We start from the raw sequence: 24,943 nt of genomic DNA on the forward strand, positions 1-24,943 counted from the left end.
CGCTGCCGCGCTCGCCCTTCCTCGCCAAGAAAGGCAAAAACCGATTCGCGGCTACCATAGTCCGGTGCAGATCGGACCCTACCGCATCGACCCGCCGGTGGTGCTGGCCCCATGGCCGGTGTCACCGACAAGCCCTTTCGCCTGCTGTGCAAACGGCTGGGTGCGGGGCTTGCCGGGCGGCGGGTAAAAACATGATGGAATGGCTAAACGTTAAACCACCCAGAGAAAGGGTGGAAGGCGAGGGTAATTCCCTCTATTTTTACGATTTCGACAATCATCTATTTGAACTGCACACAGGGACGTTGGAAGGCCGGCTCGTGCGCTATCGTGTAGGCGGTTAGAGAGACGTATCAGCGAATCATGTCACGTTGTGGTTCGCATGCGCTCACCCCTACACAACCGTTCGATGCGTTCAACACATCACGGCCGCAAGCGTGGCACACCATGCTCATCGCGCTCTTCCATCGCCATGGGGCGCGTATCGAGTCGGCCGCCCACCACGTTGCCGGCGGGCAATGATTCAGTGGCTTCACCACGTGTTGTGGCCATGGCATTGCGGTAGCAGCGCTGCGCCAACGTCGCGTCACCCAGCCCAGCGTACATAGCGCCCAGCGCTTCCCATGCGTTGGCACTGGGCGCTAATGCAAAGGAGCGTTCCAGATACTGCCGCGCCTTGCCCCACTGGCTCAGGCGCACGCACATGCGTCCCAGCGCCAGCAGCAGGCCGGGATCGTTGGGATGGGCTTCCTGCCAGGCTTCCGCGCGGCGCAGGCGGGCTTCGAGATCGCCGCCCGGCAGCGAACCGTAGGTTTCGGCCAGTTGCGAAGACCACTCGCGGCGTAGCGCCGATTCCACGACATCCATTGCCGGCAGTACCTGGCCAACGCTTGCGGCTTTGCGCGCGTAGGCATCAATGACAGCTACTGCGCGGCGTTGCCCTTTCGGCCATTGCGACCAAAGCGTATTCAGGGCTGCGCCGTCCGGCGCCGCGTTGACACTCGCCACCAGCACTTGTGTTTCCAGCGCGTTGTACGCCCGTGCGCCAAGCACACCGCTTTTTTGCAGCGGCTCGAGCGCTTCGTATGCACGGCGTGTATCGCCAGCGTCCAACGCAGCGAGCGCGTATTCGCGCCAACCACCGGGACTCAGGCTGCCGCTGTCGGCTTCCGGCGTGAGCAAGGTCAATGCCTCCGCAGGTTTGCCATCTCGACGCAGAACGCGTGCCCGCAGTACCCGTGCTGCGCGCGGTGCAACTTGTGCGGCGTCATCCAGCAATCCGAGCGCACGGCCATGCTCGCCGCGACGCGATGAAGCTTCCGCAGCGGCAAGCAAAGACGGACCGCGCAGCTTGTCCAGTCGCGAGGCGCGGCTGAGATCGCGCTCCGCTTCGCTGTGACGCCCTTCCATCAAGGCCACCAGGCCATCGGCGAGACGTTGTTGACTCAGGCGACGATGGCGGCGCGAGACCGCCCCGAACGGCCAGCGTGCGAGACGCCACAGCATGCTGATGACGATCCACGCAAGTAGCAGCAACACAACCGCCGCCAACAGGCTGGTCTGCGCAGTAACGCCGCGGAAACGCACCAACACATATCCCGGATCCTCGGCGACCCAATGCCAGCCGAAGGCTGCCACCGCGGCGGCTATCACCAGCAGCAGAATCCATCGCCACAGTTTCATGGCTTGGTCCCGGCAGCGGGTGTGGCGGTATCGGTTTTCGGCTTGAGTACATGCACAGCGCGCAGGTTGCGCAGTTCGCTCAGCGCTGCACCCAACTTCATTGGCATGGCCGGCTTAAGCTGGCCACTGAGTGTGGCGATACGATCACGCGCTTGTTGCACCGTCGGCGATGATGGATCGAACTGCGCGGCAAGACCCGCATCGGCGCGCTTCAGCGCGCTGGCGCAGGCATCGTCGTCCCACGCGATCAACGCCGCTTGCGCTTGCGCGAGATCAAGCGCCACCATTTCACGCGCAATACGCGCGTCGCCGATATCGATCGGTGTGCCGTTATCGCGCTGAATCTGGATCACGCTGGACAGCGCGTGGCGGATACGCGCCCATAACCCGTTGTTGCCGGAAGAAGGCTGATCCAGTGGTTTCAGCGGCAGGCCGGGGAGGTCGTTGCGCAGTTGCATCACGCTATCAAGCATCTGTTGGCGATCGCCGGACTGGCTCTTCACCAGCGCTTCATGCTCGGCGTCGATGCTTTGGCGCACGTCATTGAAGGCGCTGTCACTGACGGCTGCCAAAGTCTGGCTGGCCAGCGCATACGCCTGGGCCGCGCCTTGGGTGTCATGGAACAAGGTGTTGCGTTCGGCACCCATGCGCAGCAAGGCTTCGGTTTCGTCCAGGCGCATCGCATCCTGGCTGGAAAGTGTTTTTTCGGAGAGATGGCCAACCGCTTCTTCCAGATCCCGCACACGCTGGTCTTGCGAGAGCAATGCTTCGCGCAGGGAACGATTGACCTGGTCGACATCATTGAGACGCTGCATCAGCTGATTGTTCTGCCCGGTGGCACCAGAAAGGGTGTGCTCCAACGTGGTCACCCGGTCTTGCAGGCTTACGGTGGTGCGCAGTGCTGCCGAGCCAATATGGGTGAGCTGCCATTGGCGCCAAGCGATATAGCCCACGCCGACGATGGCCATCAGAGCCAGCAGCAAGGACAACGCCAGAGCTCCGCCGTTGGAGCGGGCAGGTGCCGGCGGCTGACTCGTACGCGGGGTCTCGGAGGGCACGCCAGTAGGCGCGGCGTTGCGTTCGGGGGGGAGTTCGTCCTGGCTCATGCGCGCATGCTAACAGCCCGCGCGGTCCGCTTCGTAGCGCGTGTGTGAACAAACCTTCATGGCCGTGGCCAACATGTCGGCCGGCCCGGCCGATGCAGCCATCTGCACCTGTTTGAAACCTGCCGCGCGGGCCTGCTCGGCCAGGCGCTCGCTGCTGACGATGGTGGTGAGGTGGCACAAACGTTGCCATGCCACATCAGGCAGGCGCTCCATCAAATGCTGCATGGCTTCGCCGCTGGACAGTAGTACACATGCCGAAGACGGCAGATGCAGAACGGCATCGATGTGACGCCGATGAAGGCGTGGCGCACCCCGGCGATATACATACACTTCGCGCAGCGAGGCACCTCGCGCGGCGATTTGTTCCTGCAGCAAACCACGCCCGCCGGGTGCGGTGACAAGCGCGACATGCCTTCCCTGTAAGTGCTCCATGACGGGCAACTGCAACACGCCCTCACTGGCCTGCCGTTCCGCAGGCATCTGCGCATCCATGCCATGGCGGCGCAATGCGCCTGCTGTGCCCTGCCCGACTGCGATTACCACACCATGTGCATCGCATGGTCCCAACGCCATGGCGTAACGCACCGCCGCAGGACTGGTGAAAATCATGAATTCATCATGCTGCGCGGCACGCCATGCCGCGCGTAGCGCTTCCGAAACGGGTACCGCATGCAGCGACAGCCCAGGCAATAGCAGGGGCGTTCCACCCAGCCTGCGAACCTGTCGCGCCAGCGCACTTCCCGTCCCTGCCGGACGTGTGATGACCATCGTGCAACCGGCCAGGGTGGCATAGGGCAGCATGGGTGGATTTACGCCGGATTTCATCGGAATCGCATGGTTTTTGGGAGGGCTGGATCGGGAGTCTAGCCTTACACTGTCGCCTTCCCCTCCCCGATGACGACGGCGATACTTATTCAGCGTTGCCTTTATTCACGCTTGCGGCATAGTTCGAAGCGAAGCGTCGCGTCGCTGCGGCAGAATAGGATGATTTGGGGAGAGAGTGAGCTTATGCGTCGTCTTGTTGTCGGCCTGATTCTGCTATCGACCGTGCTGCTGTCCGCTTGTGCCACCGACAAGCGTGATTACGCCCTCAGCCACACCATGATCGCGTACGCCAATGCCGTGCGCTGGGACGGTCTGGAGGCAGCCGAGCCATTCGTTGATCCCAAGGTGCGCGAAGCCCACCCGATCACCGACCTGGACCGCGCGCGCTTTAAGCAGGTGCAGGTCAGCGACTACGACGATGGCAATGGCCCGGTCCCCTCGGGGGAAAACGAGGTACGCCAGAACGTGCAGATCAGCCTGACCAACGTGCATACCCAGACGGTCCGTACCATCGTCGACCGGCAGTTGTGGCGGTATGACCCGAAAAAGCAGCGCTGGTGGCTGGAGAGCGGTATTCCGGATATCACGCAGAGGAACTAAGCCGCCCCGCACAGAGGTTTTTCACCTCTGCCCGCTCTGTCTGGCGACTCGCCTATAATTGCCGTTTGCCTGCAACCAGCCCGGCCTCTTCATGAACGATTTCCTGCACAAGCTGCCTCAGTTCCTGGGCAACCACCTCGAGCTTTCCCTGCTATTCGCCGCGCTGGTAGTCGCGCTGATCGTCACCCAGATCTTGGTGCTGCTGCGCAAGTACAAGGAGCTGACCCCGGCCGGCCTGACCCAGCTCATCAACCGCGACAGCCCGCTGCTGATCGACCTGTCGGCCATTGCCGATTTCGAGAAAATGCACGTGCCGGGCGCCAAGCACGTGGCCATGAGCCAGTTCGATCCAGAGAACAAGGACCTGGCCAAAGCGCGCGAGTTGCCGGTGGTGGTCATGGACAAGGATGGTCGCAACAGCAACGGCGCCGCACAGCGCCTGATCAAGGCAGGCTTTACCCATGTCTACACACTGGGCGGCGGCGTACTGGCTTGGCAGCAGGCGCAGTTGCCGATAGCCAAAGGCAAGAACTGATCAGGCTTCGGCAATTCCTGCTCGTCCGACAAGAATCTGCGCCAGTACATCTGGCGCGTAATCGAATGAATCGTAGTAAAGCCGATCTTCGGGCAGCCCCGCATCGATAAACAGCTTGCGTCCGGCATCGATCATCGCCGGCGGTCCGCTTATGTAGACATCGTGGCCGGAAAGGTCCGGCCGGTCTTCCAGCACGGCCTCATGCATCAGCCCCTCGCGCATACTCGCCAAGCGGGCCTGTTCCGGATCGGAGAGCACCGCGTGGAAGCGCAAGTTGGCGGCGGTCGCCGCCCATTTTTCAGCGAGCGTGCGCAGGTAGAGATCCACCTCGCTGCGCGCGCCCCAATACACATCGATCGAACGGCGGGTGCCGAGCGCCAGGAAGTGCTCGAGAATGGCTTTCACCGGCGCGAAACCCGTGCCCCCAGCCATAAAGACCATCGGCCGCTCCGAATCCTCGCGCGGCACGAAGGTGCCCAGTGGCCCCTCGATGCGCAGTGTGTCGCTCTCCTTCAGCACATCGCTGACCCACGAAGTGAAACCGCCACCGGCGACATGACGAACATGCAGTTCGATCACACCATCCGCCTGCGGTCCGTTGGCGATGGAAAACGGCCGGCGACGCCCACCGTCCAACAGCACATCGAGGTATTGCCCGGGCAACCAGTTGAGGCGCAATTCGTCCGACGCAGGCTGCAAATGCAGCCCGATCACATCCGGGGCAAGCTGCCACTTGCGGCGGACCCGCACCGTAAGCCGGCGGCGCGTCACATCTTCCACCGAAGTCACTTCGCGCGCTTCCAGCACAAGATCACTGGCAGGCACGGCCTGGCACAGCAGCACCGCATGATGCACACGATCGTGCACATCCAACGCCATGGGCGGATTGCGCGGGTACTCGCAACGACCTTCCATCAGCACCGCCTTGCAGCTACCACATACGCCGGCACGACACGAGTATGGCAAGGCAATGCCAGCCCGCTGCGCGGCTTCCAGCACGGTTTCGCCGGACATCACGTCGAAACGGCGGCCGGAAGTCCTGAGAGTAACGGTAAACACGGAGCGCATTGTCGCCGCTGGGCGGGTCAGCGGACAATGCAGGCTCTCTGTACAGGTATCAACCCTATGCGCATCTGGAAGCAGGACACCGACCTCGCCCGCCTCAATAGCTGGAGCAAAAATACGCTGATGGAAGCAATCGGCATCCACATGACCGCCATCGGCGACGACTGGCTGCAGGGGACGATGCCGGTGGACCCGCGCACGCAACAGCCCTACGGCCTGCTGCACGGTGGCGCATCCGTAGCGCTGGCGGAAACGTTGGGCAGCAGCGCGGCCATGTTGACGCTGGATCCGGAAAAGGAACGTGCGGTGGGGCTGGACATCAACGCCAACCATGTGCGTGGCGTGACGAGCGGCTTCGTCACCGGCACGGCGCGTCCGCTGCATCTTGGGCGCTCGACCCAAGTGTGGGAAATCCGAATCGAGGACGAGGCGGGCAAGCTGGCATGCATCTCGCGCTTGACCATGGCAGTGGTACCGGCGACGGCGGTAGGTACGCGTTAGCGCATGAGTGACGAAACCCCATACACCCGCCTCACCCCCGATCTCGTGCTCGACGCCGTCACCGCCTGCGGCTTGTGGCCAGACGGCCGGCTGCTGGCGTTGAACAGCTATGAAAACCGCGTGTGGCAAGTGGGCCTGGAAGAGGTATCCCCAGTGATCGCAAAGTTCTATCGGCCAGGCCGATGGAACGATGCCGCGATCCTCGAAGAGCACGCGTTTGCGCGAGAACTGGCCGAAGCAGAATTGCCGGTTGTCGCACCCAGCACATTCGCCGGTCGCACATTGCTGCATCACCATGGTTTTCGCTATGCGTTATCACCGCGACACGGCGGCCGTGCGCCATCGTTGGAATCGGCCAGCCAATTGGAATGGCTCGGCCGGCTGATCGCACGCATGCATAACGTTGGCACGCGCACGGCATTCGCGCATCGCGGACGCATCGATCGCGACACGCTCATTGCGCACCCCATGCAGGCGGTGCTCGCTTCCTCTTTGCTGCCTGTCACGCTCCACGAACGCTATCGCCACGCCGTCGAGCGCGTGGATCGCCTTGTCGCTACCCGCTTCGAGACCGCCGGCCCGGTGCGCATGCTGCGCCTGCATGGCGACTGCCATCCGGGCAATGTGCTGTGGACGGATACGGGGCCGCATTTTGTCGACCTCGACGACGCACGCATGGGCCCTGCCGTGCAAGACTTGTGGATGCTGGCGCATGACGAACGTGCGATGGGAGCACTGCTCGAAGGGTATGCTTCGATGCGCGATTTCGACGATGCGGAACTTGCGCTGATTCCTGCCCTGCGCGCCATGCGGCAGGTCCATTACGCAGGCTGGATCGCAGCACGCTGGCTTGACCCGGCATTTCCGGCGGCCTTCCCGTTCGCTGCCGAGCCGCGCTGGTGGGAACAACACATAACGGACCTGCATGAGCAAGCGGATGAACTCGAAAAATGCGAGTAAGTGAATAAATGAGTACCGTTGGCCTTGATCTGGACTTTCGGGGCTCGCGTGTGCCACGTGCATGTTGCAGCGGCTATGCCGTACAAGTAGGAGGGAATTCATGGATCGCGTTGGATGCATCTTGGCAATGGCGCTAAGTGACTTAGAAAAGTTCGGACAAAAGTAGACTTCCGAGTCGCGAATTGGATCGAGGAGTTCGAGATTTCGCCGATTTTTCGCACCTATCACTACGACGGCCTGTCGGACGAAACGACGCTCACCGGCCCCGACACCGGCGTGACGGCCAAGACCTATGACGCCGCCGGCAATGTACTGACCGCCACCAACTCCTGAGCATCACGCATCCCAGCGGCAACCAGGTGAGTTACAGCTACGATGCGGACGGCCACATCAGCGGCGTCACCGCCACCACCGCCAACGGCACCACCACCCTGGTCAGCAACGTCACCTATCTGCCGTTCGGACCGATCAGCGGCTATACGCTGGGCAACGGGCAAATGATCACGCGCAGCTACGACGCCAATTACCGGCTGACGGACCTCGTCGGCCCGGCGTTCACCTTGCACGTGGCGCGGGATGCGATGGGCAATATCACGGCGACCGGCAACAGCCCCGGCGCCAACCCGGCCACCGAGACGTACAGCTACGACCCGCTGTATCGCCTCACGGCCGTCACGGAAGCCGATGGCAGTACGCTGGAGAGCGTGACGTATAACCCGACCGGGGATCGGTTGAGCAAGACGGGCAGCGGCCTGGCGACGGGCGCTTACGGCTACAACCCTGGCACCCATCAGCTCATTGCCACAGGGAATGCGGCGCGCAGTGTGGATGCCGGCGGCAACACCACCGCGATCAACCAAGCTGGCAGCACGTATGGATTTGGTTACAACGCGCGCAACCGAATGGCGCTCGCTCAACTCAACCAGAGCACGGTTGCGAACTACGCCTACAACGCTGCAGGCGAACGGGTGACCAAGACAGCGAGCGGGTCGACGGAGCGCTTTAATTACGACGAAGGCAGCCAGCTACTGAGCGAGTATGGGGCGACCAATCGGGAATACGTCTATCTCAGCGATATTCCGGTGGCAAATCTCGACACGCAGGGAACTACTACGTCAGTAGCCTATGTCACGGCGGATCAGCTAGGCACGCCGCGAGCTGTCACCGATAGCAGCGGCAACGCGATGTGGACGTGGGTCTATCGGGGGAATGCGTGGGGTGAACAAGCACCCACAAGCAGCGGCTATACATACAACCTGCGCTTCTCGGGGCAGTACTTCGATGAAGAAACGAGTCTGAATTACAACCTCAATCGTGACTATGATCCGAGCACGGGACGATATATCGAAAGCGATCCGCTTGGGTTGAGGGCTGGACTGAACACTTACGCCTACGGCTTAAATAGTCCGCTGAGCAACGTGGACCCTCTTGGACTTTCAACCATGGTGGTTTGCAGGCCAATTGAAGACTGGCGAGTGAAATGGGCTGGTCTCGTTCACTGCGCTGTTTTTGTTTGGCACCTAGATTGCAACGGACATCGCGTTATTGATCGGCAATATAGTTTGGCTGGCAATACACAGCCTTTTAAGCAGGGAAGTAACGCTCCCACTGCCGTTGATGATCGAGCTGCTTCTATCAAGGAGACGGAGGGGCAAATGGTGTATCTGATTGGAACATACCGCCACCCCCGGGTATGACCAACCAGCAATTTGATCAAGCTGTGACGCAGTCTGAAAACTCTTACCCTGATTCCGTGAGCTCCCAACGCGCAGTGCACATGGCCTCTGGGTTTGGGAGTGATCTTTGACTCACCCGGCGGGTGAGTGGACGTCTTCGATACGCCACTCCCATGGCATCCCGCGATCGATTACGCTGACGCACCACCCGTCGACACGATCGCTTTCATGCAGCCCACGTCCTTCGTTGTTCGTCAATCCACCCGCGACCTAACCGCGATGTCGGGTTTGGCCTTTGTGGGCATCGCACTGCACCGCTTTGCCCAGATCGCGCAACACATAGACCCGAAGTTTCCCACGCGCCAGGGTTTGCCAAGCAGCCAGATTCTGGCCGGTTACATCGGCTTGCTGGCCGAAGGCAAAAGCGACTTCGAGGCGATCGAAGGCAAGCGTGGCGATCGATTCTTCGCGCAATCGCTGGGCCTGTCCGGTGTGCCGTCGGCGGCGACCTTGCGTCAGCGCATGGACGCGCTGGGCGTGGCCGGTTCGGAAAGCGTCGATGCGTTCGCTGCGGGTGCCGCTGCTCAAGCGTGGCCGGGCGCATTTCTCGCCCGTGATCACCGGCCATGTGCCGCTCGATCTGGACGTATTTTGCCTGGACAATTCCGATAGCAAGAAGGAAGGCGTCGGACGCACCTATGCCGGTTACGACGGGTTCGCGCCCATCGCGGCCTATTTGGGCGGGGAAGCCGGCTATTGTCTGGCGCTGGAGCTGCGCGATGGCACCCAGCACAGCGCCAAGGAAACCCAGTACGTGCTGGAGCGGGTGATTCCACGGGCGCGGGCGTTGACCAGCGCGCCGATCCTGCTGCGCTGGGATTCGGGTTTCGACAGCGAGCGCATGTTCGTCACCGCGCTCGAACAAGGCCAAGGCCGCGTCGATGTGTTGGGCACATGGAATCCACGCAGCTTCGATGTCGAAGGCTGTGCGGCGGACAAGCGTGCCGATGCCACGACGGCGTGGGTGTCGCCCCACGAGGGCAAGCGCATCACCACCTGGGAAACCCAAGGGCGAATGCTCACCTTGGCCGATGGCCGCAGCGTGCGCTTGCGGCGCATCCTGCGTCTGACCGAGCGCACGATCAAAGCCGACGGCACTGCACTGTTGTTTCCCGAAGTGGAGATCGACGGTTGGGAAACCACCCTGGCCGAGCCGATCGAAACGATCATCGCGTTGTACCAGGATCACGGCACTCACGAGCAGTTCCACAGCGAGTTCAAGAGCGACCTGGACCTGGAGCGCTTGCCGAGCGGCAAATTCAACACCAACGCTCTGGTGCTGAGCTTGGCGGCAGTGGCTTACAACTTCCTGCGTCTGATCGGCCAGCAAGCGCTGCTGGGCAAGGATGTCCCGCTGCGTCATCCGGTCAAACGTCGACGCTTGAAGACGGTGATGCAGGAGATGATGCGGATAGCCGCGCAACGGACCCTGCACGCGCGACGGGTGACGCTCAACTTCGACCGGCACTGTCCCGTGTTCAAGGTGTGGCGGACGCTCTATGTCACCTGGACCGCCGACGACTGGCTGCCGCCTGTGGCGGCGCGCTGCACCTAGCCCGGGCCTGGCCAGCAACTCATCAATCATCCCTACGCGCGAACGATCGCGAGGTGTGCGGCTGCACGCAAGCATGGAAATGACCCCGGCGATGCCTGCAAGCGGCGGTGTAAAAGCCCGCGCGCCGCGGTGAGTGGTTCTTTTCCTGACATCCGATAGCCGAATGCGGCATCACCATCGCGCTGATTGCCTCCTTGGACGGCCAAGCGGAATCATGCCGAGGAGGGGTCACGGAATCAGGTACAAAATCGTTTTCTTGCAGATATTTGTTTCCGTTAGAGGCATTAATGGAATCCCCCACATTTGCACTACCTGCCGGATTACCCGGGGTCCCAGAGCAAGAGCACGGCCTGCCTTCACCGCCGTCCGTAATATCGCCCGTTCCAGTATTTACAGTCGGATCAGCGGAACAGTAGTACTCCGCAGAAAGCCACGGGGAATTGGACATCCAAAAATGCCAGTAATACGAATACCCTGTGGTATAGAGCCCTGTCATGCCAGGATAATTCGGCACAGGAGCAGTGAAGCAGTAATAAATGATCTGCGATTGGGTATCAACCTGACCGCTACTGCATTGGAATGCAACAAGCGCTTGTTCAAGCTGGAGGCATGCAGCGGCATCTGCATACACATTGTTCGACATTCACGGCGCGCTAATAAGCAGCAATAGTGCAAGCGTAACCCGTCGTTTCGTATTGCGGGAGGAACGTGAAGGGACATTATCGGTGCAAGCATCCTCCAGAGAAGGGTGTAGGCACCTAGAACTTTCACTAGGCTCGATCATCCACGCTTTATAGAAGTAGGCGACGAAGGAAAAAAACACCTGCAAAACGCCACAAAAGCGATTCAGTGCAATCACAGCAACCGGGATCAGGTTGAACGATGAATAATCAACCCGGCCCCGATAGTTCGAATGGGATGTCTGTACGGCATCCATGGCCAACGTCCCCATCAGTTCGTACCGTTGTAGTTGTCGATCGTCTGTACCAGGCGATGTATGGCGCTGTTCAAGCGCCTGTTGATCCCACTTACGCATACGGCAATACGATGCGGAAATCCGTACCTTGTCCTGGCTGACTGATGACGGTGATGAAGCCGCCATGCCGTTCGACCACCGTTTTCACGAACGGCAAACCCAGCCCGACACCCATGTCCGCGCTGCTTCCGCTACCACCCACCTGGAAGAACGGGTCGAACAGATGAATCAGGTCGTCTTCGGCAATACCGATACCCCGATCGATGATATGCAACACCATGCCTTCCTCGCCTTGGTCAACGATGCGCACGGTAATGGCGGTATGCGAAGGCGAGTATTTCAGCGCGTTGTCGATCACATTAACCAGGGCACGGATTAGCATGTCCGGGTTACCCATCAGCAAGGTGTCTTCCAGGTCGCACTCCGGGCCGATCAGTTCGATGGTCTTATGCTCGGCTGCCATCCATAGCTGATCGACCGCTTCGGTGGCTATGTCCAGCAAGGCAATCGGTGCAAAGGTCTCGTACCGGATCTGTTCGGCGCGCGAAAGCTGCAGGAAATCTTTTGCGACACGCAGGGAATAATCGGCTTGCCGACGCAGGTTTTCGAGAAAGGCGGGGTCGTTCGGCGCTTCGCGACGCTGGCCTTCTGCGCGTTCCTCAATCAATGAAAGAATGGTGGAAAGCGGGCTGCGCAGGTCATGCGCGATATGGCGCAAGGCCGCCTTGTCATGCGTGACGCCTTCCTTGATACCGGCGATGTCGATCAAGCAGACCAGAAAGGAGGCGCGACCTTCTTCCACGCCGGGATACAAGGAAGTATCAACACTGGCATAAGGCACGTAGAGCAACATGTGTTCGCGTCCGCCGAGCGTGACCTCTTCACTGGCGCTCTCTTCGCCATGGCAATACGCGACTACCAGCTGCTGCACTTCGTCCAGCGAAAGGGCGGCATCGTCTTGACGCGCATCCGCAGCCAGCAACTCCGCGGCCTTGGCGTTCCACACTGAGATCTTCTGGTCGACCACCACGAACACGGGATACGGCAACTGGTTGATCATGCTGACGAAGGTGTTCTGCAAACTGCGAATTTCCCGCAGAGCCTGACGCACTTCGCGCAAGGGATCGCGCTTGCGCTCCAGCGCGATCGGCTTGGCATCAGGCAGCTCCGTCACACCCATCGTGGCGGCCACCGCCCGCAATTTGCCAATCTCGCGCTTCAGCAGATTCTGAGTGCGACGCAAACGCTCCCACGCAAAGTGCGTATAAATGAAAACGCATACCAGCGGCAGCAATCCAAGGCCCATCCAGCGATGCAGTCCAGCCAGCAGTGCCATCGGAAACAGGAACATCAACACGAACCAGCCGAACGCTGCGACATGCATCCAGTAGCCGGGCACGCGCAGGCAGATAAACACCATGCCTAGCGCGATGGCAAGGTAGATCGGCACGGCTACCGCACCCGGCAACTCACTGGCCATGTTGCCGCTGACGACGGCATCCGCCATCAGCGCATCCAGTTGTGCACGCGATGCTGCATCCATATTGAGGGAAGAAATCTGAAAACCCGCGTCCTCACCCATCACCTCGCCCACAAACACTATGCGGCCGGCGAAGGTTTCAGCGGGCACTTTGCCATCTATGACATCGGCAAAGGAGTAGGAGGGAATTTGTTGCGAATGGCTCAACATCACCAGCACGGCGTGCGTACGCATGGAGGCCAGCGATAACGTATAGGAACGCAGGTGCACGTGTGGCAGTTCAAGCACGTGCTGCACACCTGCCACCCGAACGGCTTCCATGACGATGTTCGGATGTCCACCCAAGGTTTCCGGAAGCCGTGGCACAAACCCGGTCACCACGCCATAGTGCCCCAGCGTGATATGACGCTGGCCGCGTCCCGCCGCTGCCTTGCTCAAGGCAGGCGGCCATAGGTCTACGCTGGAACCTGACGTATTGGCGGAAATCGGCAGCACCACACGACTATTGCGCGTCATGGCCGTCGCCAGTTCATCGGTATGCAGGTCTGCCGCCAGCGTGTAGTCGAGGGTGATGCTTGCTGCGCGATCGAGACGCTGCAACAAGGTGGCAGTGCGTGACGTCAAGCCATCCGTGCCGTATTCACTCAGTGTCTTGTCGTCGATCAGCACCACTGCAACCTGATCGGAGCTTGGGTACGCGAATAAGCGCGTTGCGGTATCGAACAACACCTTGTCGAGAGCTCCGGACATGGAGGCACCCATTGGGTGCCAACTGAAAGCAGCCAGCAACAGCAGCGCACCGACGATGAGAATGCGCGCCTGGGTAGTGCGCGAGAGGCGTCGCATATTGGGCTTGCTCGATAACAACTGACGCCCCCGATTTCCTGTGATGGAAGCCCGGACATGATTGGCACACCACCACCCTTGCCGCGCAAGGATGGTGTCCGGTCATGCATCAGATAAGAAGAAAGCCGCACTCAATATAGCGGGGAGGCATGCGGAGCAGAAGCCCGCAAACCACGTGCCGGCGCCCGTTTACGCCCTGCTTGCAGCAGTTCTTCCAAGCGATAGCCGCGGTTGTAGACGGTGGAAATCAACATACCGTTCTTGGAGCGCAGATGCAGCGATTTGCGCAGCTTGCTGACATAGGTAGCAATCGTCGCATCATACTTAGAATCGTTTTCGCCCCAGATATTTTCGCGCAGTTCTTCCTTGGTCACCGCGCAGCCGACGTTGCGGAAGAAATGCATGGCCAGCGCAAATTCGCGGTCCGACAGATTATTCACCAGAACCTGTCCATCCACACCGTCCACCAGCACGCTGCCTGCATCGGCATCGAGGGTGTAGCGCCCGACCTTGATCTTTCGTTCGCGCAAATGCTCGGGGTAATACTTGCGTGCCTGCGCGCGGATGCGTGCCACCAGTTCGGCTTCGCGGGCGGGCTTGACGATGTAATCGTCCGCTCCGGCATCCAAACCCTGCACGATGCTTGCCTCGTCGTCGTGCTGGGTCAGCATGATGATCGGCACATGTTGATGCTCGGGGGTGGTACGCGCCCATTTCAGGACATCGATGCCGCATTTGCCTGGCACATCCCAATCGAGCAGCAGCATGTCGGCCGGCTCGCTCTGGAGCATGCTCACGAAACTGTCGCCATCATGGCGGATCACGCTTTCATAGCCCGCCTTGTGCAACCAATTGGAAACGGAATGGGCAAGTTTGACAGTGTCTTCGAGAATGGCGATGCGCACGGTCGTGTCCTCACGCAATGAAAGATTCTTTCCGGATCGGCCCTTGCAACCACTGGCGCTGTTCTCACTGGCGCCTTCGTTCTGATGGCGCCGGCTGAGTCTGGCATCCCCTGCGAGGATGGACAAATCATACGAATCCTAAAGCCATTCAGGGATAGGACTAGGCTTAAATATTCTCAATGAAATGTGAAAAAACAAGTGGTTATACGTAGAAAATGGCAACGCCTTGTTATTTCACATCATCTTCACGGACTGGATCCCCACCTCCTATCTCTGGACGTCCCGAAACCAAGCAGGGACGAGTTACCTCCGCTTCTCTCTCGGGATTAGCGTCGAATCTCAACTGTGCGATTCGACTCAGGTGTTCCACGGAGGAACAGGCACATTGACGTTGCAGAGCAAAAAACGGGGGATACCTCAAATGCCCCGGAGAGCTCACGAAGTCAAGGTTTGGGCGTAAAAACCTTTTTGACATCATAACCATGCATGTGCCTATGCTCGCTTCCATCAGATAATTCGACGATGGTCCTGCGTGTCCTCCCATTTTCATCTGCAATGACCGAACCTATGTACCCCTTGACTTCAGGCGCTACAAACCCATGCTCTGATAGCTCGTTGGCCAAGGTTTGTGCGTAAGCTTCCTGCTTATCCTCACCCTTACCCCCCGTTTTGGTAGTGTCATCCAATGTGCCACTATCGAATAAAGTAAGTCTGCGCGCCTCAGCCGAATGACAAGTAAGCGTCTCAAATTTGCTAAAACCTGCAGGCAGCGTTCCTTCCAGTTTGGCTGCAATTTCTTTCGCAGTAATAAACTCAAGCATTCCTTGCTCTACGACCCGTCGCCGGGCCGGCTACAATGGGTGGATGCAGATCACTTTGAATGGCCATCCGCACGATTGCGGCCAAGGCGCCACCGTCATCCAATTGCTCCTCGAAACCGGTTATGCCGGTCGCCGTGTCGCGGTGGAGGTCAACCACGAGATCGTGCCGCGCAGCATGCACGAGAGTCATGAACTGCGCGAAGGCGATCAGGTGGAGATCGTCCACGCCATCGGCGGCGGCTGATCCGATCCGACACCTTCTTCCTCGCGCCCAGATGTGATGTAGCCCTATGAATATCAAGACGCTTGACAACACCGACCCCCTGATCATCGCCAGCAAAAACTACGGCTCGCGCCTGCTGACCGGCACCGGCAAGTACAAGGACTTGGACGAAACTCGCCGCGCCACCCAGGCCGCGGGCGCCGAGATCGTCACTGCCGCCATCCGCCGCGTGAACCTTGGCCAGGATCCCAACGCACCGAGCCTGCTCGATGCCCTGCCCCCGCACGAATTCACCCTGCTGCCCAATACCGCCGGCTGTTATAACGCGGTCGATGCCGTGCGTACCTGTAAGCTGGCGCGCGAGTTGCTGAATGGCCACAAGCTGGTGAAGCTGGAAGTGCTGGGCGACGAACGCACGCTGTTCCCGGATGTGGTGGAAACCCTGAAGGCCGCCGAACAGCTCGTCGTCGACGGCTTCGACGTGATGGTCTACACCAGCGACGATCCGATCCTGGCGCGCAAGCTGGAAGAGATTGGCTGCGTGGCAGTGATGCCGCTGGCCGCACCCATCGGCTCCGGCCTTGGCATCCAGAACCGCTACAACCTGCTGGAAATCATCGAGAACGCCAAGGTGCCGATCATCGTCGACGCTGGCGTGGGCACCGCTTCCGATGCGGCGATCGCGATGGAACTTGGCTGCGACGGCGTACTGATGAATACCGCCATTGCCGGCGCCAAGGATCCGGTGCTGATGGCCCATGCGATGAAGCTGGCCATCGAAGCCGGCCGTGCCGCATTCCGTGCTGGCCGCATTCCGCGCAAACGCTTTGCCTCGGCTTCCAGCCCGATCGACGGCACCATCGGCTGATGAGCGATCGCGCCGACCACGACGCCACCCCCTACATGCGCCGCATCCGCAGTTTCGCGCTGCGCGAAGGCCGCATGACGCCAGCCCAACAGCGTGCGTTCGATGACCATTGGGCGCGTTTCGGTATCGACTACTCAGGCACTGCGCAAGATTTCAACGCGCATTTCGGTCGGCATGCCCCGCTTGTGCTGGAAATCGGCTTTGGCAATGGCGAAGCGCTCGCCTGGGCCAGCGAGCATGACCTGGTACGCGACTACCTCGGCGTGGAGGTGCATGGCCCCGGCGTCGGGCGGCTGATGAATGCCCTGGCCGCGCGGGATGCCGCCCATGTGCGCATCTACAAGCACGACGCCGTCGAGGTGCTGGAACACGAGATTCCCGCCGGCACGCTAGCCGAGGCCCGCATCTGGTTCCCCGATCCCTGGCACAAGAAGCGCCATAACAAGCGTCGCATCATCCAGCCTGATTTTGTTGCCCTGCTCGCCACGCGCATGACACCCGACGGATTGCTGCACCTGGCCACCGACTGGGAGCCCTATGCGCAGCATATGGTCGCGGTGATGGAAGCCTCGCCAGGCTGGCGTAATACAGCCGGCCCCGGGCAGTACACCGAAAAGCCGGATTGGCGTATCGAGACCCACTTCGAACGACGTGGCTTGAGGCTCGGCCATGGCGTTTGGGATCTTCTGTACCGCAAGGCCTGAGCCCCGGGCTGGGTGACCCCAACCATCCACCGACGCCCGCAATGCGGCAACGGTTCACCAGCTAAGCACCCCACACGCTTATACTTTCCTGTCAAACAGGGACGAGTCCTCGCGTGAAGCAACTGCTGCCCAACTTCCAGCCTTGTCCAGCGCCCGACAGGGATGATCGATAGTGGCGCTAACCCTCACCCCCGAAATGATCCTGGTACTCGGGCTGGTGTGTTTCACCATGCTCATGTTGGTGCTGGAGTGGGTCCGCGCTGACATGGTGGCCTTGCTGGTGGTGGTGGTGATCGGCCTGACCGGACTGATCCCTTCTGACCGCGTTTTCAATGGTTTTGCCGGTAACGCCGTGATTGCGATCATCGCGATCATGATCATGGGCGCCGGACTCGACCGTGCCGGCGTGCTCGGCCTGACCGCCCAGTTCGTGATGCGCATGGCACGCGGCAAGGAATCTCGGCTGGGTGTGGTGATCAACTCGGTGACCAGCCTTTTCAGCGCGGTGATTCCGAGCCAGGCGCTCGCCGCCCTGATGATCCCGGTGACCAGCCGTCTCTCCGCACGTACCGGCGTGCCGATCTCACGGCTGCTGCTGCCGATGGCGTTCTGCATCCTCACCGCCACCAACACCACGCTGATCGCCAACTCGCCGCTGATTGTCCTCAACGACCTGATCGCCAGCGCCAACGCCAACCTGCCACCGGGTGCGCAAACCGTGCCCAAGTTCGGTCTCTTCAGCGTGACGCCGATCGGTTTGACCCTGGCGGTGGCAGGCATCCTGTTTTTCTACTTTTTCACCCACAAACTGCTGCCAGATCGCGAGGACGAACGGCATAAAGTAACGCCGGGCCGTACCGAAAGTTACTTCGCCGAGACTTACGGCATCGTGGGTGAAACCGCCGAACTGACCGTCACCGCGGAAAGCCCGCTGGTCGGCATGAGCATCGGCGAAGTCGAGCAACTGCACGGCGCACCGCTGATCCTGGCGATCAAGAGCGGCAGCGAAGCGCGCATGGCACCGCCGGCTGACCAGGTGATCTGGGTCGGCTCCATTCTTGGCGTGCTGGGGCCGCGCGAAGAACTCAACCGCTTCGCCAACAACCAGCTCTGCAAGTTGTCGCCGCGCATGCGTCAGTTGGGCGAGCTGTTCAACCCCACGCGCGCCGGCATTTCCGAGGCGGTGATTCCGCCCAGCTCGCGCTTCCTCAAACAGTCGGTGGGCGATCTGCGTTTGCGCAAGCGTTATGGCATTTCGGTACTGGCGATCACGCGCGGCGATCACGTCTATCGCGATGATCTGCGCGCCGTCAGCCTGCGCACCGGCGATACATTGGTACTGCATTCGAGCTGGAAAGCCTTGCAGGAAGTGTCGGAAGACAAGGATCTGGTCGTCGTCACCGACGTCCCGCGCGAAGAACAGCGCCCCAACAAAATCTGGCAGGCGGTGGGCTTTTTCCTGCTGGCGAAATGCCTCGCCCTGTTCACCAACCTCGATCTTTCCGTGGCGATGATGACCGGCGCCATCGGCATGCTGCTCAGTGGCGTGTTGAATATGGATGAGGCGTACAAGGCCGTAAACTGGAAGACGATCTTTGTGACCGCCTGCCTTATTCCACTGGGCTGGTCGATGGACGCCACCGGCACCGCTGCATGGGTTGCACAGGAAGTGTTGCTGCACCTCGGCCGCGCCTCGCCGTGGATCCTGCAAGGCTCACTGGCCATTCTCACCTTGCTGTTCTCACAGGTGATGTCAAACGTGGGCGCCACGGTGATGATGGTGCCGGTGGCGATCAGTGTGGCGGTTGCCACGGGTGGCAACCCTTCTGCCTACGCGTTGATCGTTGCGGTGTCCTCGTCCAACACCTTCCTGCTGAGCTCCGGCCACCCGGCCCTGATGATGGTGACGGGGCCTGGCGATTACAGCAGCAGGGATTTCATGCGTGCCGGCATTCCGCTGACGTTTATCGTCCTGGTGATCACGTTAATCGCCATTAATCTGATGTATCGCTAAAATCGGCGCTTGTGTGCGCGGATGGTTTGCGGGAATGCTCCGCGCAGTCATAGCCCGCGCCAGCGGGAATATCGTGCGGTCGGGTTAACAGGGATTGACTAGCCTCGCTGTTGTGAAAATGTCTCCGCTTGCGCGGGCATGACGGTCATATTCAATCAGTTATCTGGGAGCTCCCGTGACAACCCATCATCGCGACCCTCGCCTTGCCGTCATCGGACTTGGCTACGTCGGCTTGCCGCTCGCCGTGGAGTTCGGCCGTTTGTTCGACACTGTCGGTTACGACATCGATGCCGCACGCATCGATGCGCTGAAGCTCGGGACGGACGGCAATCAGGAAACCACCGTCGAGGAACTTGCCGCAGCGAAACAACTACGCTTCGCTACCGACCTGGAATCCCTGCGCGACCGCAACGTCTTCATTATCACCGTGCCGACGCCGGTGGACGAGCACAAGCGACCGGACTTCACTCCGCTGATCCGCGCCAGCCAGATGGTCGGCGCGGTGTTGAAGCATGGCGATATCGTGATCTACGAATCGACTGTGTATCCAGGCGCTACCGAAGAAATCTGCGTGCCAGAACTCGAACGTGCTTCCGGCTTGCGCTTCAATCTCGATTTCACCGTGGGTTATAGCCCGGAGCGCATCAATCCCGGTGACACGCTGCGTAGGCTCACCACGATCCCCAAGATCACTTCCGGTTCCACTGCGCAAGCGGCGGATTTTGTTGACGCGCTGTACGCGCGCATCATCACCGCCGGCACACACAAGGCGCCGAGCCTGAAAGTGGCCGAAGCGGCCAAGGTCATCGAGAACACCCAGCGCGATGCCAATATCGCTTTGATCAACGAATTCGCGCTCATCTTTCACCGCCTTGGCATCGACACGCAGGATGTGCTAGCCGCCGCGGGCACCAAATGGAACTTCCTGCCCTTTCAGCCTGGATTGGTTGGCGGGCATTGCATCGGCGTCGATCCGTACTACCTGATCCAGAAAGCGCAATCCACCGGCTACTACCCGGACATCCTATTGGCCTGCCGCCGCATCAACGATGCGATGGGCCAGCACGTCGCCAGCGAAGTGATCAAGCTGATGGTCGGCCAGGGCCACGCGATCCGCGGCAGCCGCGTGCTGGTGCTCGGGCTTACCTTCAAGGAAAACTGCCCTGACCTGCGCAACACGCGTGTGGTCGAGCTGGTGCGCGAGCTGGAAAGCTACGGCGCATCGGTCGATGTGTACGATCCGTGGGCCGATGCGAACGAGGCTCACGACCATTACGGGCTGAGCCTGCTGCCGGAGATCGAGTCAAATGGCAGCTATGCCGCGGTGGTGCTCGCTGTCGCTCACCAGCAATTCAAACCGGGCGGCGATTACGACATGCGTGCGCTGACCATGCCCAACGGGGTGGTTTACGACATCAAAGGCATGCTGCCCAAGGATCAGGTCGACGCACGGCTGTAACGCCGGAGCGAGGTGATCCTTAAGGCAGCGCTACCTTAACGGTCGAGCATTATCTCTCCCTGCTCCACTCGCACCGGTACGTCGTGCAGGCTTTCACCCTTGCATGGGCCGCCGATGCACTCGCCGTTGTCGACACGGAAGCTGGCGCCGTGTGCCGCACACACCAATACGCCCTTGGAAACCAGGAATTTGCCCGGCGCCCAGTCCAAGCGACGACCGGCATGCGGACAGATGTTGAGCCAGGCGTTCACGCGCTCGCCCTGGCGCAGCAGGATCACGCTTTCCTCGCCTTCTGGCATCAGCACATCCACCGCTATTGCTTCGCCGTCGTGCATATCATCAAGCCGGCAAAGACGGCGCAGGGAGGTTGCTGTATCCATCGGCACTTGCCTTGGAGGCCAGAAGGCCTCATTGTCACACACGTAAGTCATTGATTTTACCACACGGATTTTTAACATGCGCATTGTTTTACCGCTGATGCATCGTCGCCGTAATCCGCTAGCCCAGGCATTGAGTCTGGTCCTGGGCCTGCTCGTCATCGGTGTCCTGATGGTGTTTGGGCTGGCCGTGGCGGGCGTGCTGATGGTCGGCGGTGCGTTGTGGCTGGGGTGGCGTCAGTGGAAGCGCGGCGGCCTGACGCGCTCGTCTGCCCGCCAGGCACGAGAGCCGGAAGTGCTGGAAGGCGAGTACGTGGTGATCCACCATTCGCGTCCTGCCACCCATCATGGAAGCCGGTAAAGATCAGAGCATCCCTAGCTCCATGCGAGTAACTCACAGCTCGCGCAATGCCGTGGTAACCGGCAAACGTGCTGCCCTGAGTGCCGGGAATAAGCCGCCGACAAAGCCGATCGCCAGCGCCCACTTCAAACCTTCCCACAACAGTCCCGGCGTCACCTTGAAAGTAAACGCCAGTTGCCCGGTGGTACCGGTCGCCAAGGTGGAAGCCGTCCAGCCGTTGAAAATCAGCCAGGCCAGCAAGCCGCCGATAAGACCACCAAGCAGGGCCAGCAACATGGTTTCCAGCATCACCGCGACGACCACTGGCACGCCACGGAAACCCATGGCACGCAGCGTGGCAATTTCCCGCGCGCGGGCAGCCACAGCGGCGAACATGGTATTGAGTGCACCAAAGATGGCGCCGATCGCCATGATCAAACCCACGGTAATGCCCATCACGCGCATCACCTTGCTCATGCCTTCGGATTGCTTGCTGAAGTAGTTGAGCGTGGTGTCCACATCCACTTGCACGCGCGGATCGCTGGCCAGCGTCGCCTTGAACGTATCCATCGCTTTGGCGTCGGTGAGCTTGGCGAACACGGAAGTGCGACTGCTGCCACGGCGATAGGTTTCCGCCACGACCCCGGCATCGCCCCAGATTTCCGAATCGTAGGCATCGCCGGATGCAAACACGCCCACCACATTCCAGGTTTGCGCGCCGAGCTTCACTTCGTGCCCAGGCTGCAGACCCACGAACTGCCGCTGCGCCCCCTGTCCGACCACCAGCTCGCGCATGCCAGACTGGAAGGCACGACCTGCAATGATCTTTGCATTGGGACGTATCGCCCACGCCTGATCGTCGACACCACGCACTTGCACACTGCCCTCATCGTCTGGCCCACCGCCTCTCACCGGCAGATTGGCCGCCACCACGATCTCGCCCGAAGTCATCGGCTTGCCCTGTTTGTCGCGCGCTATGCCTGGTGCCTGTTCGATGACCAGGATGCTGTCATGCGTCAACACCGAACTGACTTCACTGGCCGAGCCGCCACGCAATACGATGGCCGTATCGTCACTGCCGGTCTTGCGCAACGTTTCGCTATAGCCCTCGCCCATGGCTAGCAACGCCACCAGCACACCTACCACGCCGGCAATGCCAATCACCACCACCGATGAAGACCCCAGCCGCTGCCTGAGCGTGCTGATACCTACGCCTGTCACCGAGGCCGCCTGCCGACCACGCCGGCTCAATCCCATCCATGCAGCGAACAGCACCACCAGGGCCAGCACGGCATACCAGGGCAACTGCGCCCATACCAGCAGCGCCACCACCAAGACCACTAACACGAACAGATTGAATAGAAATCTCATGATCACGACTCCCGTCACCGACCGGCCAGTGCATCGACAATATTCAGGCGCATCGCCCGCCATGCGGGGATGGCACCGACCACCGCACCAATGGCCAGCATCAATGCGATACCCAGCAGCCAGCTATCCGCGCCTACCGTAGGCAGGTTCAGCATGCCGCCACTACCCGCGCTGACAACGGGAATGAGCATTGCCGCCAGTGCGATGCCGACTACTCCTCCGAGCAGCACCAACAACACCGACTCCGCCAACACCATGGCCAGCACATCACGATCGGAAAAGCCCAAGGTTTTCAACACCGCCAATTCCGACGTGCGCTCGCGCACCGCCTGCATCATGGTGTTGCCCGTCAACAGCAGCAGCGTGAAGAACACCGCGCCCATGATCGAACCGACGATCAGGCCGATATCGGCCAGTTGCTTCATCCACGACGCTGTTGCCGCCGCTTCGGTCTGCGTGCGGGTTTCATGATCTGAATTGATCGATATCGCATCAATGGCCTTGGCAATTTGATCGGCCTGGTTGACGTCGTTGACGCGCGTCACGTACCAGCCCACATGACCATCGTTGTAGCCTTTCATCACGGCATCATCGAAATATTTCCAGTGCATCAGGATCATCTGGCCATAGAAAGCCACGCTCTGGTCGGCGGGATGCATCACACCGACAATGTCGAAGGTCCAGTTCTTGCTGCCGTCCTGCTGCGGAAAAATATTCGACTGCAACGGAATCTTGTCACCTACTTTCCAGTGGTATTTTTCCATCAGCTTTTCGCCCACCAGAATGCCCGTCCGCGTGTTCAGATAGGCCTTTCGCGCGTCGTCACCGACCTGCACTTCCGGATACTGATCGATGTAGTTGTCGCTCACGGCAAAGGTGAATACCTGATTGTGCGGATCCTGATACGCACCGCCAAACCAGTTCGCATAGGCGACCGACTTCACACCATGCACCCCGGCGATCTTGTCACCCAGACCCTGTGGCAAGGTATCGATGAAGGACAGCTTGGAACCGGTCTGCAGGCGCTGCGCACCGTTGGCACTCTTGCCAGCCTGATCGAACGAAGTACGCACCGCGTCGAGCATGCCAAACAGCAAGAAGGCCGCTGCGATCGAGACCAGGGTAAGCACCGTGCGGGTCTTGCGCCGGAATAATGCTGCCCAGATGAGATGAAAATATTTCATGGAAAAACTCCTCTGCGACTTCCCTTCTACCCGTCATGGAGACGGCACCCGAAGGGCGGATGAGGGGTCAAGGCTGGCGGCAAACTACGCCACCACTTGTTCGACCAGGGTGCCCTTGTCGAGGTGCAAGGTCTGGTCCGCATATTCGGCTGCCTTCGGATCGTGCGTGACCATCACGATGGTCTTGCCATGTTCACGATTGAGCTGACGCAGCAGGCCAAGCACTTCTTCCGCCGATTGACGGTCCAAGTCGCCCGTCGGCTCGTCACAGACCAGCAAATGGGGATCCGACACAATGGCCCGAGCAATCGCCACGCGCTGCTGCTGGCCGCCCGACAGTTCAGCCGGCTTGTGCGAGGCACGCTCGTCCAGGCCCACCAGTTGCAACGCGATGGCGGCATTCTTGCGCCGTTGTGCTGAAGAAAGCTTGGTCAGCAGCAGCGGCAGCTCAACATTCTTCTGCGCGCTCAACATCGGCATCAGATTGTAGAACTGGAACACGAAACCCACGTTCGACGCACGCCAGCGCGCCAGTGCACCGGCGCCGAGTTGGTCGATGCGCTGGCCAGCTACGGTAATGCTGCCGCCGGTTGGCGTATCCAGGCCACCCACCAGATTCAACAAGGTAGTCTTGCCTGAGCCCGAGGGTCCCATCAGGGCAAGGAAATCACCCTCCGCGATGTTGAGATTGATGTGATGCAGCACCTCAACTCTCTGTTTGCCGCGCTCATACACTTTGGAAAGATCGCGAATTTCGATCAACGTAACCATAGCTACAACCTCCTAAGTGGATCTCGCAGTGCCGACGCATC

The 24,943-nt window shown here is 60.3% G+C and carries 25 protein-coding genes and 1 pseudogene; 14 read left to right on the plus strand and 12 right to left on the minus strand.

The genetic code is table 11. The features are described from left to right. Positions 1-64: 64 nt before the first annotated feature. Positions 65-174 (plus strand): annotated as a pseudogene (locus EO087_RS09495) (tRNA dihydrouridine synthase DusB); the annotation flags it as partial. Positions 175-420: 246 nt separating this feature from the next. On the opposite strand, the gene EO087_RS09505 reads toward EO087_RS09495, so the two are convergent. The 3 genes from EO087_RS09505 to EO087_RS09515 are packed head-to-tail and all read right to left on the minus strand — an operon-like array spanning position 421 to position 3,611. Next, positions 421-1,680 (minus strand): heme biosynthesis HemY N-terminal domain-containing protein, encoded by a 1,260-nt coding sequence (locus tag EO087_RS09505; protein ID WP_128898655.1) that lies wholly within the window; start codon positions 1,678-1,680, stop codon positions 421-423. Continuing rightward, the gene (locus tag EO087_RS09510; protein ID WP_128898656.1) at positions 1,677-2,786 is read right to left on the minus strand and encodes a uroporphyrinogen-III C-methyltransferase; all 1,110 of its coding nucleotides are present in this window, start codon (positions 2,784-2,786) and stop codon (positions 1,677-1,679) included. Before EO087_RS09510 ends, EO087_RS09505 begins: the two co-directional genes overlap by 4 nt. 9 nt (positions 2,787-2,795) lie before the next feature. Beyond that, complete coding sequence (locus tag EO087_RS09515; protein ID WP_240669014.1) at positions 2,796-3,611, minus strand: uroporphyrinogen-III synthase; 816 nt, start codon at positions 3,609-3,611, stop codon at positions 2,796-2,798. A gap of 183 nt (positions 3,612-3,794) precedes the next feature. Here EO087_RS09515 and EO087_RS09520 point away from each other — a divergent pair, with 183 nt between their 5' ends. Together EO087_RS09520 and EO087_RS09525 are read left to right on the plus strand one after the other, a co-directional pair. After that, a complete protein-coding gene (locus EO087_RS09520; protein ID WP_128898657.1) occupies positions 3,795-4,211 on the plus strand; it encodes a hypothetical protein in 417 nt (138 codons plus the stop codon). A 91-nt stretch (positions 4,212-4,302) separates the two neighbouring features. Continuing rightward, positions 4,303-4,746, plus strand: a complete 444-nt coding sequence (locus EO087_RS09525) for a rhodanese-like domain-containing protein (protein WP_128898658.1) — start codon at positions 4,303-4,305, stop codon at positions 4,744-4,746. Here the strand turns inward: EO087_RS09525 and EO087_RS09530 are convergent, their stop codons facing one another. Then, entirely contained in the window at positions 4,747-5,805 is a 1,059-nt protein-coding gene (locus tag EO087_RS09530) for a 2Fe-2S iron-sulfur cluster-binding protein (protein WP_205744339.1), read from the minus strand. 66 nt (positions 5,806-5,871) lie between these two features. On the opposite strand from EO087_RS09530, the gene EO087_RS09535 reads away from it, so the two are divergent. The 5 genes from EO087_RS09535 to EO087_RS09555 all read left to right on the plus strand — a co-directional run bounded on the left by EO087_RS09535 (position 5,872) and on the right by EO087_RS09555 (position 10,563). Beyond that, positions 5,872-6,312 carry a hotdog fold thioesterase gene (locus tag EO087_RS09535; protein ID WP_128898660.1) on the plus strand — a complete coding sequence of 147 codons (441 nt, stop codon included), beginning with the start codon at positions 5,872-5,874 and terminating at the stop codon, positions 6,310-6,312. Positions 6,313-6,315: 3 nt separating this feature from the next. Then, positions 6,316-7,272 (plus strand): serine/threonine protein kinase, encoded by a 957-nt coding sequence (locus tag EO087_RS09540; RefSeq protein WP_128898661.1) that lies wholly within the window; start codon positions 6,316-6,318, stop codon positions 7,270-7,272. 359 nt (positions 7,273-7,631) lie between these two features. Beyond that, positions 7,632-8,969, plus strand: a complete 1,338-nt coding sequence (locus EO087_RS09545; protein WP_128898662.1) for an RHS repeat-associated core domain-containing protein — start codon at positions 7,632-7,634, stop codon at positions 8,967-8,969. A 207-nt stretch (positions 8,970-9,176) separates the two neighbouring features. Further along, positions 9,177-9,620: a hypothetical protein gene (locus tag EO087_RS09550; protein WP_128898663.1), complete on the plus strand. Its 444-nt coding sequence runs from the start codon at positions 9,177-9,179 to the stop codon at positions 9,618-9,620. After that, complete coding sequence (locus tag EO087_RS09555; RefSeq protein ID WP_128898664.1) at positions 9,508-10,563, plus strand: IS1380 family transposase; 1,056 nt, start codon at positions 9,508-9,510, stop codon at positions 10,561-10,563. Before EO087_RS09550 ends, EO087_RS09555 begins: the two co-directional genes overlap by 113 nt. Positions 10,564-11,206: 643 nt before the next feature. On the opposite strand, the gene EO087_RS09560 is transcribed toward EO087_RS09555, so the two are convergent. From EO087_RS09560 to EO087_RS09575, 4 genes are all read right to left on the minus strand, one after another. After that, complete coding sequence (locus tag EO087_RS09560; RefSeq protein WP_128898665.1) at positions 11,207-11,599, minus strand: hypothetical protein; 393 nt, start codon at positions 11,597-11,599, stop codon at positions 11,207-11,209. Further along, on the minus strand, positions 11,592-13,865 hold the full coding sequence (locus EO087_RS09565) for an ATP-binding protein (protein WP_128898666.1): 2,274 nt from the start codon (positions 13,863-13,865) through the stop codon (positions 11,592-11,594). The genes EO087_RS09560 and EO087_RS09565 overlap by 8 nt, the downstream gene beginning before the upstream one ends. 131 nt (positions 13,866-13,996) lie before the next feature. Next, entirely contained in the window at positions 13,997-14,896 is a 900-nt protein-coding gene (locus tag EO087_RS09570; protein WP_205744340.1) for a response regulator transcription factor, read from the minus strand. Positions 14,897-15,213: 317 nt separating this feature from the next. Next, on the minus strand, positions 15,214-15,591 hold the full coding sequence (locus EO087_RS09575; RefSeq protein ID WP_128898667.1) for a hypothetical protein: 378 nt from the start codon (positions 15,589-15,591) through the stop codon (positions 15,214-15,216). Between the two features lie 43 nt (positions 15,592-15,634). Between EO087_RS09575 and thiS the strand changes: the two genes are divergently transcribed. The 5 genes from thiS (at position 15,635) to EO087_RS09600 (ending at position 20,859) form a co-directional block, all read left to right on the plus strand. Continuing rightward, entirely contained in the window at positions 15,635-15,835 is a 201-nt protein-coding gene (thiS, locus tag EO087_RS09580) for a sulfur carrier protein ThiS (RefSeq protein WP_128898668.1), read from the plus strand. 46 nt (positions 15,836-15,881) lie between these two features. Further along, positions 15,882-16,682 (plus strand): thiazole synthase, encoded by an 801-nt coding sequence (locus EO087_RS09585; protein ID WP_128898669.1) that lies wholly within the window; start codon positions 15,882-15,884, stop codon positions 16,680-16,682. Then, positions 16,682-17,386, plus strand: coding sequence for a tRNA (guanosine(46)-N7)-methyltransferase TrmB (trmB, locus tag EO087_RS09590; protein WP_128898670.1), 705 nt, complete (start codon positions 16,682-16,684; stop codon positions 17,384-17,386). The genes EO087_RS09585 and trmB overlap by 1 nt, the downstream gene beginning before the upstream one ends. Before the next feature lie 196 nt (positions 17,387-17,582). Then, positions 17,583-19,400, plus strand: a complete 1,818-nt coding sequence (locus EO087_RS09595; protein ID WP_128899883.1) for an SLC13 family permease — start codon at positions 17,583-17,585, stop codon at positions 19,398-19,400. Between the two features lie 175 nt (positions 19,401-19,575). After that, the gene (locus EO087_RS09600; RefSeq protein WP_128898671.1) at positions 19,576-20,859 is read left to right on the plus strand and encodes a nucleotide sugar dehydrogenase; all 1,284 of its coding nucleotides are present in this window, start codon (positions 19,576-19,578) and stop codon (positions 20,857-20,859) included. Positions 20,860-20,894: 35 nt separating this feature from the next. Here the strand turns inward: EO087_RS09600 and EO087_RS09605 are convergent, their stop codons facing one another. After that, on the minus strand, positions 20,895-21,194 hold the full coding sequence (locus EO087_RS09605; protein WP_240669192.1) for a Rieske 2Fe-2S domain-containing protein: 300 nt from the start codon (positions 21,192-21,194) through the stop codon (positions 20,895-20,897). Between the two features lie 121 nt (positions 21,195-21,315). On the opposite strand from EO087_RS09605, the gene EO087_RS09610 reads away from it, so the two are divergent. Continuing rightward, on the plus strand, positions 21,316-21,597 hold the full coding sequence (locus EO087_RS09610) for a hypothetical protein (RefSeq protein WP_128898673.1): 282 nt from the start codon (positions 21,316-21,318) through the stop codon (positions 21,595-21,597). Positions 21,598-21,630: 33 nt separating this feature from the next. On the opposite strand, the gene EO087_RS09615 is transcribed toward EO087_RS09610, so the two are convergent. From EO087_RS09615 to EO087_RS09625, 3 genes are all read right to left on the minus strand, one after another. Then, positions 21,631-22,947, minus strand: coding sequence for an ABC transporter permease (locus EO087_RS09615; RefSeq protein WP_205744341.1), 1,317 nt, complete (start codon positions 22,945-22,947; stop codon positions 21,631-21,633). 14 nt (positions 22,948-22,961) lie between these two features. Continuing rightward, a complete protein-coding gene (locus EO087_RS09620; RefSeq protein ID WP_128898674.1) occupies positions 22,962-24,131 on the minus strand; it encodes an ABC transporter permease in 1,170 nt (389 codons plus the stop codon). Between the two features lie 84 nt (positions 24,132-24,215). Then, complete coding sequence (locus EO087_RS09625) at positions 24,216-24,902, minus strand: ABC transporter ATP-binding protein (RefSeq protein ID WP_128898675.1); 687 nt, start codon at positions 24,900-24,902, stop codon at positions 24,216-24,218. Positions 24,903-24,943 lie beyond the last annotated feature (41 nt).

This window comes from Dyella sp. M7H15-1, assembly GCF_004114615.1.
GTDB lineage: Bacteria > Pseudomonadota > Gammaproteobacteria > Xanthomonadales > Rhodanobacteraceae > Dyella_B.

Bases quoted from the DNA above. Each gene is read 5' to 3' on its own strand.
- EO087_RS09505 (WP_128898655.1), bottom strand. From the start codon at position 1,680: ATGAAACTGTGGCGATGGATTCTGCTGCTGGTGATAGCCGCCGCGGTG.
- EO087_RS09510 (WP_128898656.1), bottom strand. From the start codon at position 2,786: ATGAGCCAGGACGAACTCCCCCCCGAACGCAACGCCGCGCCTACTGGC.
- EO087_RS09515 (WP_240669014.1), bottom strand. From the start codon at position 3,611: ATGAAATCCGGCGTAAATCCACCCATGCTGCCCTATGCCACCCTGGCC.
- EO087_RS09520 (WP_128898657.1), top strand. From the start codon at position 3,795: ATGCGTCGTCTTGTTGTCGGCCTGATTCTGCTATCGACCGTGCTGCTG.
- EO087_RS09525 (WP_128898658.1), top strand. From the start codon at position 4,303: ATGAACGATTTCCTGCACAAGCTGCCTCAGTTCCTGGGCAACCACCTC.
- EO087_RS09535 (WP_128898660.1), top strand. From the start codon at position 5,872: ATGCGCATCTGGAAGCAGGACACCGACCTCGCCCGCCTCAATAGCTGG.
- EO087_RS09540 (WP_128898661.1), top strand. From the start codon at position 6,316: ATGAGTGACGAAACCCCATACACCCGCCTCACCCCCGATCTCGTGCTC.
- EO087_RS09550 (WP_128898663.1), top strand. From the start codon at position 9,177: ATGCAGCCCACGTCCTTCGTTGTTCGTCAATCCACCCGCGACCTAACC.
- EO087_RS09555 (WP_128898664.1), top strand. From the start codon at position 9,508: ATGCGTTCGCTGCGGGTGCCGCTGCTCAAGCGTGGCCGGGCGCATTTC.
- EO087_RS09560 (WP_128898665.1), bottom strand. From the start codon at position 11,599: ATGCGTAAGTGGGATCAACAGGCGCTTGAACAGCGCCATACATCGCCT.
- EO087_RS09565 (WP_128898666.1), bottom strand. From the start codon at position 13,865: ATGCGACGCCTCTCGCGCACTACCCAGGCGCGCATTCTCATCGTCGGT.
- EO087_RS09575 (WP_128898667.1), bottom strand. From the start codon at position 15,591: ATGCTTGAGTTTATTACTGCGAAAGAAATTGCAGCCAAACTGGAAGGA.
- thiS (WP_128898668.1), top strand. From the start codon at position 15,635: ATGCAGATCACTTTGAATGGCCATCCGCACGATTGCGGCCAAGGCGCC.
- EO087_RS09585 (WP_128898669.1), top strand. From the start codon at position 15,882: ATGAATATCAAGACGCTTGACAACACCGACCCCCTGATCATCGCCAGC.
- trmB (WP_128898670.1), top strand. From the start codon at position 16,682: ATGAGCGATCGCGCCGACCACGACGCCACCCCCTACATGCGCCGCATC.
- EO087_RS09595 (WP_128899883.1), top strand. From the start codon at position 17,583: ATGATCCTGGTACTCGGGCTGGTGTGTTTCACCATGCTCATGTTGGTG.
- EO087_RS09605 (WP_240669192.1), bottom strand. From the start codon at position 21,194: ATGCACGACGGCGAAGCAATAGCGGTGGATGTGCTGATGCCAGAAGGC.
- EO087_RS09610 (WP_128898673.1), top strand. From the start codon at position 21,316: ATGCGCATTGTTTTACCGCTGATGCATCGTCGCCGTAATCCGCTAGCC.
- EO087_RS09615 (WP_205744341.1), bottom strand. From the start codon at position 22,947: ATGAGATTTCTATTCAATCTGTTCGTGTTAGTGGTCTTGGTGGTGGCG.
- EO087_RS09620 (WP_128898674.1), bottom strand. From the start codon at position 24,131: ATGAAATATTTTCATCTCATCTGGGCAGCATTATTCCGGCGCAAGACC.
- EO087_RS09625 (WP_128898675.1), bottom strand. From the start codon at position 24,902: ATGGTTACGTTGATCGAAATTCGCGATCTTTCCAAAGTGTATGAGCGC.